At 71.3% G+C, this 16893-nt stretch carries 15 protein-coding genes; 11 read left to right on the forward strand and 4 right to left on the reverse strand.

The window, feature by feature from the left end:
• Window positions 1-36 precede the first annotated feature (36 nt).
• Window positions 37-1143: a sensor histidine kinase gene (locus AC1Z4A_RS27930; protein WP_483682629.1), complete on the reverse strand. Its 1107-nt coding sequence runs from the start codon at window positions 1141-1143 to the stop codon at window positions 37-39.
• Window positions 1140-1850: a response regulator transcription factor gene (locus tag AC1Z4A_RS27935; protein WP_483683755.1), complete on the reverse strand. Its 711-nt coding sequence runs from the start codon at window positions 1848-1850 to the stop codon at window positions 1140-1142. Before AC1Z4A_RS27935 ends, AC1Z4A_RS27930 begins: the two co-directional genes overlap by 4 nt.
• Before the next feature lie 180 nt (window positions 1851-2030).
• Here AC1Z4A_RS27935 and AC1Z4A_RS27940 point away from each other — a divergent pair, with 180 nt between their 5' ends.
• The 4 genes from AC1Z4A_RS27940 to AC1Z4A_RS27955 all read left to right on the forward strand — a co-directional run bounded on the left by AC1Z4A_RS27940 (window position 2031) and on the right by AC1Z4A_RS27955 (window position 5305).
• A complete protein-coding gene (locus AC1Z4A_RS27940) occupies window positions 2031-3005 on the forward strand; it encodes a DUF1259 domain-containing protein (protein ID WP_483682630.1) in 975 nt (324 codons plus the stop codon).
• Window positions 3002-3367, forward strand: a complete 366-nt coding sequence (locus tag AC1Z4A_RS27945; RefSeq protein ID WP_483682631.1) for a hypothetical protein — start codon at window positions 3002-3004, stop codon at window positions 3365-3367. The genes AC1Z4A_RS27940 and AC1Z4A_RS27945 overlap by 4 nt, the downstream gene beginning before the upstream one ends.
• Before the next feature lie 63 nt (window positions 3368-3430).
• Complete coding sequence (locus AC1Z4A_RS27950; protein ID WP_483682632.1) at window positions 3431-3787, forward strand: ArsR/SmtB family transcription factor; 357 nt, start codon at window positions 3431-3433, stop codon at window positions 3785-3787.
• A gap of 117 nt (window positions 3788-3904) precedes the next feature.
• Window positions 3905-5305, forward strand: a complete 1401-nt coding sequence (locus tag AC1Z4A_RS27955; RefSeq protein ID WP_483682633.1) for an MFS transporter — start codon at window positions 3905-3907, stop codon at window positions 5303-5305.
• On the opposite strand, the gene AC1Z4A_RS27960 is transcribed toward AC1Z4A_RS27955, so the two are convergent.
• Window positions 5302-6936: an ADP-ribosyltransferase domain-containing protein gene (locus tag AC1Z4A_RS27960; RefSeq protein WP_483682634.1), complete on the reverse strand. Its 1635-nt coding sequence runs from the start codon at window positions 6934-6936 to the stop codon at window positions 5302-5304. The two genes, AC1Z4A_RS27955 and AC1Z4A_RS27960, sit on opposite strands and share 4 nt — an antisense overlap.
• Window positions 6937-7126: 190 nt before the next feature.
• Here AC1Z4A_RS27960 and AC1Z4A_RS27965 point away from each other — a divergent pair, with 190 nt between their 5' ends.
• Window positions 7127-7804, forward strand: coding sequence for a macro domain-containing protein (locus AC1Z4A_RS27965; RefSeq protein WP_483682635.1), 678 nt, complete (start codon window positions 7127-7129; stop codon window positions 7802-7804).
• Window positions 7805-7833: 29 nt separating this feature from the next.
• On the opposite strand, the gene AC1Z4A_RS27970 is transcribed toward AC1Z4A_RS27965, so the two are convergent.
• The gene (locus tag AC1Z4A_RS27970) at window positions 7834-9600 is read right to left on the reverse strand and encodes a hydroxysqualene dehydroxylase (RefSeq protein WP_483682636.1); all 1767 of its coding nucleotides are present in this window, start codon (window positions 9598-9600) and stop codon (window positions 7834-7836) included.
• A 270-nt stretch (window positions 9601-9870) separates the two neighbouring features.
• On the opposite strand from AC1Z4A_RS27970, the gene AC1Z4A_RS27975 reads away from it, so the two are divergent.
• The 6 genes from AC1Z4A_RS27975 (at window position 9871) to AC1Z4A_RS28000 (ending at window position 16879) form a co-directional block, all read left to right on the forward strand.
• A complete protein-coding gene (locus AC1Z4A_RS27975) occupies window positions 9871-10404 on the forward strand; it encodes a hypothetical protein (protein WP_483682637.1) in 534 nt (177 codons plus the stop codon).
• Window positions 10405-10444: 40 nt separating this feature from the next.
• Entirely contained in the window at window positions 10445-11050 is a 606-nt protein-coding gene (locus tag AC1Z4A_RS27980; RefSeq protein ID WP_483682638.1) for a 2'-5' RNA ligase family protein, read from the forward strand.
• A gap of 208 nt (window positions 11051-11258) precedes the next feature.
• Entirely contained in the window at window positions 11259-13289 is a 2031-nt protein-coding gene (locus AC1Z4A_RS27985; RefSeq protein ID WP_483682639.1) for a prenyltransferase/squalene oxidase repeat-containing protein, read from the forward strand.
• Complete coding sequence (locus AC1Z4A_RS27990; RefSeq protein WP_483682640.1) at window positions 13279-14163, forward strand: SAM-dependent methyltransferase; 885 nt, start codon at window positions 13279-13281, stop codon at window positions 14161-14163. Before AC1Z4A_RS27985 ends, AC1Z4A_RS27990 begins: the two co-directional genes overlap by 11 nt.
• Window positions 14160-15572, forward strand: coding sequence for a cytochrome P450 (locus AC1Z4A_RS27995; protein WP_483682641.1), 1413 nt, complete (start codon window positions 14160-14162; stop codon window positions 15570-15572). Before AC1Z4A_RS27990 ends, AC1Z4A_RS27995 begins: the two co-directional genes overlap by 4 nt.
• Entirely contained in the window at window positions 15569-16879 is a 1311-nt protein-coding gene (locus tag AC1Z4A_RS28000; protein WP_483682642.1) for an FAD-dependent oxidoreductase, read from the forward strand. The genes AC1Z4A_RS27995 and AC1Z4A_RS28000 overlap by 4 nt, the downstream gene beginning before the upstream one ends.
• The last annotated feature ends 14 nt before the right edge of the window (window positions 16880-16893 follow it).

The following is a 16893-nucleotide window of genomic DNA, read 5'->3' on the forward strand; positions in this document are numbered from 1 at the left end:
GCGGGCACGGCCCGGCGACACCTCCGGCGGCGACAATCACCCCCATGGACCGTCGCCGGGGCGGTCGCCGCGAGGGGCGTCGGTGGGGAGGCTGATCCATACGTCGGCCCCGCCGTCGGGGTGGTTGGTGGCGCCGTGGGTGCCGCCTGCGGCGCGGGTGATGGCGGCGACGATGGCCAGGCCGAGGCCGGTGCCGCCGGTGGTGCGGGCGTGGTCGGCGCGGGTGAAGCGGTCGAAGGCGGCCGGGAGGAAGCCGGGCGGGAAGCCGGGGCCGTGGTCGCGGACGTGGATCTCGATGTGGTCCTGGTGCTCGCGTGCGGTGATCTCGACGGGGCCGCGTCCGTGCCGGAGGGCGTTGCCGATCAGGTTGGTGACGGCGCGTTCCAGACGGGTCGGCTCGGCCCTCACCCGGAGGTGAGCGGGGCAGCGGACGGTGAAGGCCGTGGCGGGGTGGGCGGTGCGGTGCCGGGTGGTGAGCCGTTGCAGCAGGGGCGCCAGGTCGATGGTGCGCAGGCCGCGGGGCTGGTGGTCGGCCTGGTCGGTGCGGGCGAGCAGCAGGAGGTCTTCGGCGAGGTCGACGAGGCGTTGGGTTTCCTCGGCGGCGGAGGTGAGGGCGGCGGTCAGCTCGGTGGGGGTACGGGGGCGCCGCAGGGCGAGGTCGAGTTCGGTTTTCAGCAGGCTGAGGGGGGTGCGCAGTTCGTGGCTCGCGTCGGCGGCGAAGTGCTTTTCGCGCTCGAGTGCGGCTTGCAGGCGGTCGAGCATGGCGTTGAGGGTGGCGGCGAGGCGGGCGATCTCGTCGCGGCTGGGCGGGACCTGCAGGCGCCGGTGCGGGGTGGTGTCGGTGACGGCGGCGGCCTGGGCGCGCATGCGTTCCACGGGGCGGAGTGCTGCGGTGGCCAGGAGGTAGGCGCCGGCGGTGGCGGCGAGGAAGACGATGGGCAGGGCGGTGAGCAGTTCGCGGCGCAGGTCGGCGTAGGCCTCCTGGCTGGCGAGGAGCTGGGCGGGGGTGGCACGTCCTGCGTATTCGTTCTGGGATTCGGCGAAGCGGCTGAGGGTGAGGTAGCCGGCGGCGGCCAGGACGGCGGCCATGGCCAGCGCGAAGATGGCGGTCAGGCGGATCCGCAGCGGCACTTTGCTGATCATGACGGTGGTGGGGGAGTGGTGGGGTGGGGGCGGCCGCCGTCGCGGCGCAGGCGGTAGCCGGCACCGCGGACGGTCTCGATGGCGGTGGTGCCGAAGGGCCGGTCGATCTTGTCGCGCAGCGAGCGGATGTGGACGTCGACGACGTTGGAGTAGGGGCTGGCGGCGAAGTCCCAGCACTGCTCGACCAGCATGTCGCGGGTCAGGACGGTGCCCGGGCGCCGGAGCAGGGCTTCGAGCAGGGCGTACTCCTTGGCCGTGAGGGTGATCTCGGCCTGGCCGCGCCGTACCTGGTGGGTTGCCGGATCCAGGCGCAGGTCCCCGGCCTGGAGCACCGGCGGGCGCTCGGCCGGGCCGCGGCGGATCAGGGCGCGCAGGCGGGCGAGGAGTTCGTCGAGGCTGAAGGGCTTGGTGAGGTAGTCGTCCGCGCCGCCGTCCAGGCCCGCCACGCGGTCGGCGATCGCGTCACGGGCGGTCAGCATCAGCACCGGCACCTGGTCCCCGCGGCGCCGCAGTTGCGCGCACACCCCGAAGCCGTCGAGGCCGGGCAGCATCACATCCAGCACGATCGCGTCGAAGGCGGCGGCCCGGGCGAGGTTCAGGGCCTGGGGGCCGTCGTCGGCGGTGTCGACGGCATAGCCCTCCTCGGTGAGGGCCCGGCGCAGCAGCGTGCGCATCTTCGGCTCGTCCTCGACCACCAGGACTCGCACCGGCACCACCCTTTCCGTATCTGTGCTGGGAGCAAGCCTTGCCGCTGATCATGAAGGAGCCGTGAAGATACCGCCTGCCGGGGGCGTCTTCATCCCAGCTTCATCATCTGTCGCTTGCCTGGGACATGTGGGCCGTACGGACGGCGTGCGGCCGATGCGCTTCCGTCCCGAGGAGGAGCGATGTTCCGCCACGCACAGATCCGGCGTACCCGGCTGGCGGCCGGTACGGCGCTGGTGTCCGCGCTGGCCGTCGGCGGCGTCACCGCCGGAGCGGCCGTCGGGCACACCGGCCATCAGCAGGGCGGCGCACAGCCGGAGCCGCCCAGGACCACGACCGCCGCCGACTGGAAGGGCGTCGCCGACACCCTGGGCCGCAGCGGCACCCTGATGGGCGGCACCGTCTACCGCGTCTCCCTGCCCCGCACCGACCTGAAGGTCACCTCCGACCACGTCAGCATCAAGCCCGGGCTGTCGCTGGGCGGCTACGCAGCGTTCGCCCAGTACAAGGACGGGGCCATGCTGATGGGAGACCTCGTGGTCACCGAACCGGAGCTGCAGAAGGTCACCGACGCGCTCCAGGCCGCCGGGATCGACCAGACCGCCGTGCACAAGCACCTGCTCGCCCAGCATCCCGATGTCTGGTGGGTCCACATCCACGCCATGGGCGACCCGGTCACCCTGGCCAAGGGCGTCAAGGCGGCGCTGGCAGCCACCGCCACCCCGCCCGCCGCCAAGCCCCCCGCCTCCCAGCCAGCCGTTGCGCTGGACACCGCGGGTATCGACAAGGCGCTGGGGCGCAAGGGCACCGCCGACGGCGGCATCTACAAAATCACCGCGGGGCGCCGGGACGCCGTCAACGACGGCCGGCACATCCTGCCGTCCGGCCTCGGCATCACCACCGGAATCAACTTCCAGCCGCTCGGCGGCAACAAAGCCGCCATCAACGGCGACTTCGTCATGACCCAGGCCGAGAGCCAGAAGGTCATCCAGGCCCTGCGCAAGGGCCACATCGACATCGTCGAACTGCACAACCACAGCCAGGACGAACAACCTCGCCTGTTCTACCTGCACTTCTGGTCCACTGGCGACGGCGTCACCCTCGCCAAGGCCCTGCGCCCGGCCCTCGACGCCACGGCACTGGCTCCCGCGTCATGATCGGCTGGGCGCAGATCGGCTACGGCGCCGCCCTCTCCGCCGTTTTCGCCGCTCTCCTCCTGCTCGCGGCCCGCTGCCGCAACCGGGCCGCACTGACCACCGCCGCCCTCGCGGCGGCCGCGGGGCCGTTCGCGTGGAACGCCATCCTCCGCGCCGCGCACGGAGAGCAGTTCTTCACCGACGCACCCCTGGCCGTCTTCCCCGTCAGCTGGCAGGACACCGGATCCGCGGTCTTCACCCTCGCCGCAGCATCCCTCGCCCTGGCCTTCGGCCCCCTCGCCACCCAACCCGCCCGCACCGGCATCCGCTACGCCCTCGTGGCCGCCGCGGCGGCCCTGCTCACCGACATCTACCTGTACTGAACAAGGCGGCCGTACTTCCGGTACATGTGCACAGGTGCGCAACCCTGCGCTTACGATGTCGGCATGGGCATGGGCACGGAAACAGCAGGTACGCACCGTTCGCAGCAGCATGGCAGCGGCGAGCGACTGGATGTCGCCGCGTCGGTCCTTGCCCTGCTTTCCGATCGCACGCGGCTCGCGCTGATGGAGCGGCTCGGCCGGGGTGAGGCCGACGTCACGACCTTGACCGAGGCCACGGGCGCGGCCCGGACGTCGGTGAGTCAGCATCTGGCGAAGCTGCGCCTGGCCGGCTTGGTCGTTGCTCGCAAGGACGGCCGCCGCGTCGTGTACTCCTTGCGACACGGGCATCTGCGGCGCCTGGTCGATGAGGCGCTGAACGTCGCCGACCACCAGATCGGGTCACTGCCGCCCCACGACTGACCCCGGTCCTCCTGGTGCGGCACGTCGTGCCAGGAACGGCTTGGAATCGATATGTGCACACGTGTGCACATGAACTTATGATGGGCGGGTCATTCCGTGCTGACCGGGACGGGGCCCATGCTGTCTGTGCTGCGCAACCGCGCCTACCGCCACTTGTTCACCGCTCAGGTAGTCGCTCTGGTCGGGACGGGCCTGGCGACGGTGGCGTTGTCGCTGCTGGCGTACGACGTTGCCGGGGACAACGCGTCGGCGGTGCTCGGCACGGCGCTGGCGATCAAGATGGTCGCCTACGTCGCCATCGCCCCGGTCGCGGGCGCGCTGGCCGGGCGAATACCCCGGCGGGTGCTGATGGCGGCGATGGACCTGACCCGGGCCGGGGTCGCGCTCACCCTGCCGTTCGTCACCCAGGTCTGGCAGATCTACGTGATGGTCTTCCTGCTCCAGGCGGCCTCCGCGGCCTTCACTCCGGTCTTCCAGGCCACCATCCCCGAGGTGCTGCCGGAGGAGCGCGACTACACGCAGGCCCTGTCGATGTCACGGCTCGCCTACGACCTGGAGAGCCTGTTCAGCCCCGCACTCGCAGCCGGTCTGCTCACTGTGGTCTCCTACAACTGGCTGTTCGCGGGCACGACGGTCGGTTTCCTCGCCTCTGCCGCCCTGGTCCTCTCTGCTGTTCTGCCCAAGCCCGCCCCCGTGGAGCGCACCGGCGGCGTCTACGCCGGGGCAGCCTTCGGATCGCGCCTGTTCTGGGCCACCCCGCGCCTGCGGGCCCTGCTCGCGCTCGACCTCGCCGTGGCCGCCGCCGGGGCGATTGTCTACGTCGACACCGTGGTCATCGTTCGCGAGCACTTCCACCAGCCCGCCGGTGCGGTGTCGCTGGCATTGGGTGCCTTCGGGGCCGGCTCCATGCTCACCGCCCTCGTCCTGCCCCGCGTCCTCACCAAGGCCGGCGACCGTGCCGTCATGCTGCCCGCCGCATTCGCCCTGACGCCGGTCCTGGCCGCTGCCGCCACGCTGATCGCTGCTGCGCCGGGCGCCTGGTCCTGGGCCGGACTGCTCGCCATCTGGGCGCTGATCGGGGCTGCTTCCTCTGCCGTCCTGACCCCGGGCGGCCGGGTCGTCCGCCGCTCCGCCGCCGACGCGGACCTGCCCGCCGCGTTCGCCGCGCAGTTCTCCCTCTCCCACAGCTGCTGGCTGCTGACCTACCCCCTCGCCGGATGGCTCGCCACAGGCGCAGGGCTGCCCGTCACTGCCGTCGTGCTCGGTGTCATCGCGCTGGCCGCCACGCTGGTGGCCACTGTGGCGTGGCCGGGTCACGACCCCGGTCGGCTCGATCACATCCACACCGACCTGCCCGTCGGCCACCCTCACCTCGCCGACGCCCGCCACATCACGGGTGGCTGGCGGCACGGCCACCACTACGTCATCGACCGGCACCACCACACCTGGCCCCGCCCCGGCCGGCAGCCCCACCGCCGAGTGGCGGCCGGCGGACGCTGGTTCGAACGGATGCTTTAGGAAACAAGGGTCTGCTCTTCCAATTCGGTCAGCTTTACGGTGCACAGGCCACCGCGTTCCGCCTTTACGTCCGTCACCTTGAGCTGCGTGCCCGGCGGGAGGATGTATTCCTCCTCGCCGGTGAACGCGGAGAAACGCTGGATTCCCACGGCCCGGGCGGGGCGCACCTCGAAGAGCGTCCGCTTGCCGCGGCTGCCGAGGAACGCCTGTGCCACGCCGAGCTTGGACGTGCACGAGGAGACGCCCCACCAGGTCACCGTCCGGCCGATCGGGTACTGCGCCCGCAGGTCCAGCGACACCCCGCGCCACAACGGCTCCGTGTGGGCGGGAAGTCGCGACACCGCCGAGAACAGCAGCCGCAGATACGGGAGGTACGGGACGAGCCTGGACCGGTCCGGGGTGCGCAGGATGGCGTTGATCTCCCGGTAGAACGCGGACTCGCAGGTGTAGAGGTACAGGGCGGCAATCGCGTCGGCGGACAGGCTGTTGCTGCCGGCTGCCTCCGCTTCGTCCGCCCGCCGCTTGCCGAATTCGTGGGACAGCCCGACATGCCAGTCGAGACCGGACAGCAGCTTGGCCACCGGGGCGACGGCGTCGCGGAAGTCCATGAGCGGGGTGTCGAACACGCCGGTGATCGCGGGGAGGGCGAGTCCCTCGTCCTTGACGCTGGCGAGACGCTCGAGATACAGCTGGTGCAGCTCCATGGTGGACGTGATGAACGCGCCCATGCGCTCGGCAACGCCGCTGCTGTTCGTCCCCCCGTCAGGCCCCGCCGCGGCCTTGTCCCACCCCTTGCTCGGCAGCCAGTCGATCTGCTCGGTGCCCAGCGATGCGAGGGCGTCGTTCACCACCGCGAAGTGGTCGCCGTCGCAGAAGATGTCGCCCTGCGCCGCGGGATTCGGGTGGTCGATGTGCCGGACCTCGACCTCGGGGTACTTCTGCTGGAGCCGGAGGACGACCTTCTTCAGACTGCGCGCGTGGGCTCCCCACCACGCGAAGACGACGCCGCGGTCCTCCTCGTCGGCATTCTGCTTGGCCTTGAGGATCTCCTCGACGATCCGCTCGGCCATCGGGCGCCAGAACGTGGCGTGCCGGTCGTCTCCCCTCGCCCCGTCACTGCTGGCGGTGAGTGCCGCATTCAGCAGCAGCACACCCTGCGTGAGCATCGCCTGGAACCATTCCGGCGGCTGGACCGTGTCCTGCTTCTTCAGCAGCGCCCGAATGTCGGCGATCGGGGTCTTCTTGGGTATGCCGTACTTCCACATCGCCGCCGCCTTGATGATGCAGCGGATGCTGACGACCCTGCCGAACTGGCTGTCCTTCCAGTCGTGGAAGGTGTTGTCGAACATGGCAATGCCGGTGGCACTCTCCGGCCGCGGGTACGGATTCTGGCCGAAGACGACGACCTTCCACTTGTGCGGGGGATTGGGCTTGAGCGCCTGGAAGGTCAGTTCGCGGACGGGGACGACGTCCGGACCGCGGCCCGGGCCGATGAACGCAGCCGCGTCCGGCTGCGCCTCGATGACAGGCTTCAGCAGCGGAAGCCACGGTTCACCGCCGCCCTTGAACAGCTCGGCGAGGGCCAGCGGGTCATGCGCGTCGGGCGTGGCAGGGGTGTGGGCATCGCTCATGGCGGAGGGGCTCCCAAGGATCGGACAGTGCAGGTGGAAGGCCTGGTCGGCGAAGTGCCCATGACGATAGGCCAGCCCACTGACAGTCACCCTCCGGCTCGTGCGGGCGCCGGGCCGGACCGGCTGTTCTGTCAGTGGGGCGCTGTAACGTGCCGATCAGTCGAGTGACCGTTCCGGATCGGAGTGAACCATGACCGAGTACCACGCCCAGCCGCCGCTCAGGGTCGTGCTGACCGACATCAACACCGCGGTGGTGGAGGCATGGCGGGCGGCCTTCGCCGACACCCCCGAGATCGAGATCCGCAAAGGCTCGGTCCTCGACGAGAAGGCCGACGCCTGGGTCAGTCCGACCAATTCCCGGGGGCGGATGGACGGCGGGGTCGACGCAGTCATCAAGCGCCACCTCGGAGCGGGTATCCAACTGCGCGTGCAGCGGGCGATCCGCGACCAGTTCGAGGGACGGCTCCCTGTGGGAAGCGCGGTGTGCGTTCCGTCCGGGGCGGTCGACCCGAAGTTCCTGATCTCGACGCCGACGATGGAGAATTCCTCGGAGAATGTGAGCGAGACCCTGAACGTGGCCCTCGCCTGCGCCGCCGCGTTCCAGGCGATCCACCGGCAGAACAAGAAGGCGCCGGGCAGCATCCAGTCGGTGGCGCTGGTCGGCATGGGAGCCCAGACCGGCCGGGTGCCGGCACGGGTGTGCGCCAACCTGATGTGGACGGGCTACACGCTGTTCAACGACTACTGCTTCGAGGACTACGACGACCTGCGCAGCACGATCATTGCGCAACTCGACGACATCGAGAACGCGCCCGCCGAGAAGCGCGTACGCATCGCGCCGCCCGAGCGCCCGATATCCCGTCGCTGACCGGGGTTTTCTCAACGAACAGGGGCGTCTCAACCCACGTCGAAGGCGTTCCGCAGCCCCAGCCGCCACCGTGCCTCGTCCCGCCGCTTGAACACCTCCAGCTCCGGCGGCCGGTACAGCGGAGTGACCGTGCACCGCTCCGCCCCCGAACCGGCCTCGTCCAGCAGCGCGTTGACCGCCTGCCGGGCCGATGCGTTGGCGCCCTCCATCGTCGCCAGGTCGATGTCGACACGGACGTAGTCGCCGGAGAGGAAGAAGTTGGGGATGGCGGTGCGGGACGACGGACGGTTGGGCCAGGTGCCCACCGGGTGAATCAGCAGCTGTTCGTCGTTGGTGGCACGGGAGCCGCCGAGCTGGACGGCCGGGTCCAGGAACCAGGAGTGCAGGGACGCGTCCTTGAGCGCCGTACGGCCCGTGTCGTCGAGGCCCGCCTTCAGCTGGGCCCACACCTCCCGGGCAACCTCCTCACGCGTGCACTGCTTGGCCGTCTTGCCATAGAGGACGCCCGGCTTGTCCCACTCGGAGACGTCACAGGACAGACAGTCGGCAACCGTGCCGTCACCGAAATCGCGCCGGAAGTCGTGACCGGGCCAGAACTGGGCCTGGGAGATGGAGGTGATCGACCACGCGGAATCGATGTGGTTGATATGGCCGTGGACGAGCGGAGTGGGCTCGGTGAGGTAGAACTGGATGCCGGTCATCCAGTCCGTACGCAGGTTGTCGCAGCGGACCAGCTGCGGATCCGCCGCCCGCACGGCCGCGTTCCAGGTCGTACGGGCGTGCTCGACGGGCATCGCGGAGACGAACCAGTCGGCCTCGGCGGTCTGCCGGGAGCCGTCCGTGCCCTCCAGGACCGCCCCGGTGATCCGCCCGCCCTCCAGCCGCAGATCCCGCACCGCCCATCCGGTGCGGAACTCCACGCCCAGGGAGCCGAGGTACCTCACCCACGGATCGATCCACGCCTCGTTGGTGGGCGCATTGAGCAGCCGGTCGATGGGGCCGTCCGCACCCAGGCCCAGGGCGTTGAAGACGAACGCCTCGCCGAGCGTCGCCACCGTCCTGGTGCTGGCCGCCTCGGCCTTGGTGGCCACGATGTTGCGGGTGACGCCGATGCACAGCAGCCGCTGGTAGTCGGGGGACATGTGTGCGGCCCGGGTGAACTCCCACCACGGCACGTTCTCCCAGTCCGCCAACCGGCGCTGCTCGCAGCTGGTGAGCCAGACCAGAAACCGCTCCGCGAAGTAGGCGATCTCGTGCGCGGGCAGGCGGACGGATGTGTCGAGGAAGGCCACGAGCATCCGCCGCAGCTCGTCCGGGGTGAGCGGGGACGGCCGGCGGCTGCCGCCGGGAAGGGGGACGCGGATGTCCTCGCGCCCGGTGCGGGCGACCAGCGTCTCGCTCGGCGCGACCAGGTTGTCCCAGCAGCCGTTGCGGTTGCCGGGGAACGGTATGCGACGCAGTGTGTCCGGCAGATTGTGGTAGATGCCCGGTATGAAGCGGAAGCCGTGCTCACCGGGCAGCGGTCTGCGACCGCCTCTGCCGCTGCCGGGGACGTCCATGCTGCGCGCCTTGCCGCCCAGGGCGTCCTTGCGCTCGTACACCGCGACCTCGAAGCCCCGCTCGGCCAGCTCGTGCGCGGCGGTCAGCCCGGCGACGCCGCCGCCGAGCACCGCGACGGACCGGCCGCCGGAGGCACGGGCCGCAGCCCGTGCCGTCCCGCCCAGCGCCGCCGTGGCGGCCACGACCGTCGCACCGCCGATGAATCCCCGGCGGGTACTGCCTGCGCGTTCCGCCACGTCGTCAACTCCCTTTAGCTGCCCATGGGTTGGGTGGTGCGCTGGAGCATAGGGGCGACTCGCGGGACCCGGTAGGGCGCCTCCGGCACGGCAGTCGCAGGACGACCGGAACCCGCCGTCCGCGCGCTGCGGTTCACCGCCCCCGCCCTCCGGGCCCGCCGAAGTGGGCGACCGGGCCGTGCACCGGTCCGGCGGCGGCAATCACCCCCATGGCCCCTCGTCGGCGCGCCCGCCGTGCGGGCCGGTGCGGCCGCCGCGATCCTGGGGGCTGTGGCAGGTCGAGCCGACGCGTACGAGGGCGAGGACGGCCAGGAGCGGCACCGGCCGTCAGAACGGCGCACCAATTACGGAGGCGCGGTCTACGGCTCGCTCCTGGCCGCCTCCGTCGTGGCCGGGACCGGCACGTTCGGGCCGTACCCCCGGCTGGGGCTCGTGCTGCTCCTCCTCGTCACCGGCCTGGTGTTCTGGGGCGCACACGTCTACGCCGGCCTTATCGGCGACTGGGAGTCCTACGGGCATCTGTCCTGGGCCGTGGTCGGCCGCGTGGCGCGCCACGAGTGGCCGATCGCCCAGGCGGCGGTGCTCCCGGCCATTGCCGTGGCGGTCAGCCGGCCGCTGGGGCTGGGGCTGGAGGGGACGGCATGGTTCGCGCTCGCCGTCTCCATCGCGGAGCAGATCGGCTGGGCGAGCGCGGCGGCGGTGCGCGCCGGAGCTTCCAAGGGGCTGGTCGTGGCCGCCGGGGTCGTCAACCTGGTCCTGGGTCTCATCATTGTGATCTTCAAGGCGCAGCTGCATCACTTCTGAGGAGCGGTCATGCGATCCGAATTTCACAGATCATGGCAGTGTGGACGTGGATCCGGATTTCGGCGGGGTCGAGCCGGCCGAGCCGCTTGACGTGCTCGAGGCGGTGCCGACGGCCCGGACGGCCGTGGCGTGGCTGCCGCCGCAGGAGCTGTGGCCGGCGATCCAGGACATCCGGTGGGAGCACGATCCACAGGTGCGGCGGTGGCCGCCGCATGTGAATCTGCTGTTCGGATTCGTGCCGGAGGAGGAATTCGCACGGGCTCTGCCGCTGCTCTCCGCCGGGGCCGCGGAATGCGGGGCGTTCACGGCGCGTCTGACCGGAGTGCGGTACTTCCGGCACCGGCACTATGCGACGGTCTGGCTCGATCCGGCCGCGGCGGACCCGGCGCCGTGGGCCCGGCTCCACCGGGCGCTGGAGCTGCGGTTCCCGCTCTGCCGCGGGCGCGGCGGCCGCTTCACCCCGCATCTGTCCCTCGGACGCACTCAGGACCCGAAGCGGCTGGCCGCCGAGTGCGCCGTCCGGCTCGGCGCGCTGTCGGCGGTGGTCGAGGAGGTGGTCCTGCTCTCCCGGCGCGGCGAGGAGCCCATGCGACCCCGGGCCGTGATCCGGCTGGGCACGGGCGAGGTCCGCCGAGTGCTGGAGTAGCACCCTTGTCCCATCCAGGCATTGGCCGGAACCGCTCGCACACCGACCGTACGGCCAGGCGTATTTACCACCTGTCTGAATGAATGACGTTTCTCCGTCCCGTCATGGCGGCGATGCATAGCATCCGGGGGCGTCCCCCTCTCTCTCGCACTCGTCGCCCGGCTGCGTGCCACCGTCGACCGACCGCAAGCAGAAGGAGCGCCTCTCGATGAACGCCGGAGATCCCGCCCCCGACGTACGCGCCGCGTACGACGCCGCTTGTGCGCGCCTCCTGGGTCTTCAGGCCGACGACGGGTCCTGGGAGGGCGAGATGGAGTGGAATTCCACGATCCTCTCCCAGTACGTCATCGTCATGCGGGTGTTGGGGCGCCCACCGGACGAGGCGTCCCGGCAAGGAATGATCACCTATCTCGCCAACTCGCGTACCGAGCAGGGCGGCTGGGGCATGCATCCGGCGGGTCCTCCGTCGCCGTACGCCACGATGCTGGCCTATGTGGCTCTGCGCCTGCTCGGCGCGGGGCCGGACGATCCGCTGGCCGCCGACGCCAGGAAGTGGCTCAGCGACCAGCCGGGCGGTACGCGAGCCGTCCCGCAGTGGGGAATGTTCTGGCTCGCAGTGCTCGGTCTGGTGCCCTATCGCGAGGTGGCCCCGTTCCCTCCGGAGGCGATGCTCCTTCCCCGGTGGGTCCCGCTCCACCCGGAACGGCTGCTCGGCTGGACCCGCATGCTCTACCAGGCCATGAGCTACCTCTACGGAGCACGGTTCCGCGCGGACCTGGGGCCGCTGGCCGGCGAACTCGGCAGTGAGCTGTTCCCCGGGCCCGTCGAGCAAGCGGGCAAGGCGGCCGTCCGCGGTTCCGATGTGGTCTTCCCCCGCGGTCGCCTCCTCCGCGCCCTCCAAAAGGGCCTGCGCTGCTGGGAGCGCACGCACAGCCGCCGGCTGCGCCGTGCCGCCCTGGAACGCTGCCACCGTGCTGTCGTCGACGAGCAGCACGCGTCTCCGGTGCACGGCCTGTCCTCGGTCAACGCGCTGGTGGAGTGCCTGGTGCTGTTCGCGCACGACTCGCGTCACCCTTTGCTCGACGCGGCGGTGGCCAGGCTGGAGTACTGGCGCTGGTCGGACGGGAAGCACGGGGTGCGCATGTGCGGCGAGCGATCCCCGGTGTGGGACACCTCCTTCGCCGCGCAGGCCCTCCTGGCGTCGGGGCCGGAACACCGCCCGGAGCAGGCGGGTCCGGCGCTTCTCCGGGCGTACGCGTACCTGCGCGACGCCCAGGTCACCACGTATCCGGGACTGGCGCCTCCGCTGCGCGTGGTGACAGGCGGCTGGGCATTCTCCGACGGCGACAGCCGCTGGCCGGTCGGCGACTGCACGGCGGAAGCCGTTGACGCGTTGCTGAGCGTGCGGGACGCCCCGGACCTCCATCGCGCATGCGCTCGCCCGGTCGGCCTTTTCCCGCCGTGGTGCCTGCCTGCCGCTCTGGAGGTCATCCTTGACCGGCAGAACAGCGACGGCGGCTTCGGCACACTCGACCGCCAACGCGCCGGCCGATGGCTGGAAGTGCTCAACCCGACGGAGATGTTCGCCGGCTGCATGGTCGATGCGTCGTCCGTGGACTGCACCGGCTCCGCGCTCACCGCTCTGGCCCGGATGCGCGGCCTTCTCCCTCCGGACGGGCGTCGGCGGGTCGACACGGCGATCAGGCGGGGCATCGACTTCGTGCGCTCCTCCCAGAACCCCGACGGATCCTTCGCGGGCACCTGGGGCATCAACTACACCTATGCCGCGTTCCACGCGGCCCGCGGACTGCGCGCGGCAGGCACCTCACCCGACGATCCGTCCCTGCGCGCCTTGGGACACTGGCTGACAGCGAGCCAGCTGGCGGACGGAGGATGGGGGGAGGACTGGCGGGGCTGTGTCGAGCGCCGCTACATCGCACGCGAACACGGTCTGCCCGAGATGACCAGCTGGGCCGTGCTGGCCGGGCTGAACACCCTTGGCCCCGGGCACCCGTCCGTCACCGGCGGCATCCAGTGGCTGTGCTCCGCCCAGCGGCCCGACGGTTCCTGGAGCGATGACCACGTCAATGCGGTCTTCTTCTCCACCATGATGATCAACTACCGGCTCTACGCGGCCTACTTCCCGACCCTGGCCCTGGGGGGCTACCTGCGGGCGGTCACCTCACTCGCCCCGGACCCCGCATGTCCGGCACACCACGAGGAGCGGCATGACCACTGAGATCGATGCGACAACGCGGTTCCAGGCTCTCACCGCCGACCCCCGGCGCCGCCGCGACGAGTCCACCGCGATGGTGGTGCAGTACTACACACTGGTCGGGGATCTCTACCGGGAGAGCTGGGGCCCTCATCAGCACTTCCCCTGCTACAGCCCCGGGCAGAGCCGCGAGGAGGCGACCGAGGCCCATGTGAAGGACCTGGCCGACCGGGCTGGGCTCACGGCCGATTCGTACGTGCTGGATCTGTGCTCCGGCGTCGGCGGCCCCGCCTGCACCATCGCCGTCCACACCGGGGCGCGGGTGGTCGGGGTCGACCTGGTGGCCGACCGGGTCCGGGAAGCCCGGGACAACGCCCGGAAGCGAGGGCTCGACGACAGGGCCTCCTTCCGTGTCGGCGACGCCACCGCCCTGCCCTTCGACGACTCGGCCTTCACTGCCGCCTACAGCATCCAGGCGTTGTGCCACGTGGCGGACAAACCCCGTGCCCACCACGAAGTCGCCCGTGTGCTGCGGCCGGGCACGGTGTGGACCGGATACGACTGGATGCGCGCCGCGGCAGCGGGGGCGGACGGGATCGCCGAGGACATCTGCCGTGCTCATGGCCTGCCCTCCCTGGCGACGGTGGGCGAGCTCCGGCAGGACCTGACGGCCGCGGGTTTCACGGACATTCACGTCAGCGACGGCCGGGACGTCGGCGACTGGGCCCTCAACTGGGACCACCTCGAGGAACTCGTCACGCAGCTGCCGCCCCGCGACGAGCTGCCGCCCCTGCTGCGCATGATGGCCGACGGGGCCCGCGCGCTCTGCACGGGTGCCCGCAGCGGCGCCTTCTTCATCGGACACTGGCACGCCCGCCGCGCGGAGGAAGGATCGTGACCGGCGACGGCCCGCCGAACCCCGCACGAAACCGTCCTGTTCACGGAGAGCACCCGGTTTCCGGGCCGGACACGAGCACGGCCCGGGAGCTGCCCGCCGTGCCCGGCGGCCTGCCGCTGATCGGCCACGCCCTTCCTTTCCTCCGCGATCCCGGGGAGTTCCTGCTGCGCCACCACGCCACGCAGGGCGAAGCCATCACCTTCACCGTCCTGGGCACGAAGGTGGCCTCCTTCTGCAGCCCGCAGCTCAACGCCGCCGTCCTGGGACACGACGACAGCGAACTCGACCGCCAATTCATGCACAGCCGTCTCACCCCCGTCTTCGGCGAGGGCCATGTACTCGACGATCCCCCCGAACTCATCGCCTGGCAGAAGAAGGTCGCGCGCCCGGTGCTGCGGCGCGAGGCCATGGCGCAGCATGTGACGACCATGTACGAACTGGTCGAGCGGTACACCGCGGACTGGGGCCCAGGCGGCGAGGTCGACCTCGTCACGGCCGCCCGCGAGGTGACGGCGCTCTTCGCCGCCCACTGTCTGATCGGGCCCCGGTTCGGTCCCGCGATGGGGCCGTCCCTCCCCGTCCTGCTGGACCGGCTGGAGTCCGCCTTCTACATCTCCTTTGCGATCGGCCCCAGGGCACCGCTGCCGGCCTACCGCCGACGGGACCGCGCACGCACCACCCTCGCCCGTGCGATCAAGGACATCGCGCCCGGGGACCGCCCCCGCGGTCTCGAGCACGGCCTGTTCGAGACGATCACCGGCACGCCCCGGCCGGACGGCACCGCACCCGACGCGAACGCCGCTGCCGCCGTCGTGATGAGCCTGCTGTTCGGCGGCTACGCGACCACCGCCGTACAGGTCGCGTGGACGGGCGTCCTCCTTCTTCAGCACCCCCGGTGGTTGCCCGTCGTACGCGCCGAACAGGACATGCTCTTCGGCGAGACGCCGGCACCGAGCCTGCAGCTGCTGAACAGGATGGACAGGCTGGGCCACTGCCTGATGGAGGCAGAACGCCTGCGTCCGTCCGCCCGCGGCATTCTGCGCACCGCGGCCCGGGACGTGCACATCGGCGGGCACCGGGTGCCGCGCGGTCACATGGTGCTGGTGTCTCCTGCGGCCTCCCACCGTCTGCCGCAAGTCTTCCGCGATCCCGACCACTACGACCTCGACCGCTATACCTGCCGTGCGGAACACCGCGCCACTCCCAGCCCGCTGATCGGCTTCGGCGGAGGACACCACCCTTGCCTGGGTATGTCCTTCGCCCAACAGGCGATCAAAGTCTTCTGGAGTGCCCTCCTCCGCGACTTCGACCTCGAACTCGCCGACCACGACGTCCGTCCGGTCCGCCTGGCGCTGATCGCCCCGCCCCGCCGGCCCTGCCTGCTGCGCTACCGCCGCAGGAAGCCATGAACCCGGTCGCGTACGACGTCGCCGTCGTCGGCGCGGGACCGGCGGGCTGTGCCACGGCCCTCGCCCATGCGCGACGCGGTCTCAGCGTGCTGCTGCTGGAGGCGGCACACCGGCCCCCGGCGCGCCTCGCCGGTGAGTGGATCCATCCCACCGGGCTCGACGTCCTGCTCCGGCTGGGCGTCGAGCTGCCGGCGGCCCGTACGACTCCCGCCCTGGGCTTCGTCCTGCACCCCGAGGACGGCGGCACCCCCATCACGCTCGCCTGCCCGGACGGCAAACGCGCCGTCACCATCCGGCACCAGGACCTGGTCACCACTCTCCGTGCCAGGGCATCCGCCCACCCGGGCATCACCCTGGCCCTCGGCACCCGGGTCCGGTCCGTCGAGCACACCACCCTCACCTGCACCGAGGGCGCCCACCCGCCGCGGCACGTCCGTGTGCGGCGCGTCGTCGGCGCCGAGGGGCAGACGTCCCTCATCCGGCGCATGCTGCGCCCCGCCCCCGCTCCCACCATCCTGGTCTCGCGCACGGCCGGGGTGCTGTTACGCGGAGTGCCGCTGCCGGCCGAGGGCTACGGCCATGTCTTCGCAGGCGGCCCCGGCGCCGCCCTGGCCTACCGGCTCGACCGTGACACCGTCCGGCTGACCTTCGACGTGCCCTTGCTGCCGCTGCGCTCCGGCGCGCTGCCGGCCTTCCTGCGCCGGTCCTACGCCCCCCTCCTTCCGGAGGCCATGGCCGACGCCCTGCACGACGCGCTGCTGCACGACGGCGTCCAGTGGGCGGCCAACCGGCTGCGCCCGCGGAGCTTCCACGGCCGCGGCCCGTACGCCCTGGTGGGCGATGCGGTCGGCACCTGCCACCCGCTCACTGCATCCGGACTCACCTTCGCGCTGCGGGACGCCGAATGCCTCGCGTACACCGGGAGCGTCGCCGGGCACGGCCGCCGCCGGCGGTCCGCGGTCCGCGCGGGTGAGCACCTCGCCACGGCCCTGCACCGCATCTTCTGCGACCCCGGGCGGCCCACCGCCGAGCTGCGCAGGAGCCTGTACGCGGTGCTGCGGGACAGTTCCGTCGAGCGCGAGCGCATGATGCGGGTGCTGTGTGCCGAGGAGTACCGGACGGCTGCGCTGGCCGGTGCCGTCCTGCACGTCGCCGCGCACGCCCTGGGTGAACGCCTCAACACCCGCGAGGGCCGCGCCGGGTGGCAGGCCTCGGTGCGGGCGTGCACCGACTACGCGGCCTGGTTGTGGTGGATATGCCGCAACCGCACCCATCCGGAACATCCGTCGTCCTCGGACGCGCCGTGATGGTGATGCCGTGA

The organism is Streptomyces sp. 17_S59, from assembly GCF_056930295.1.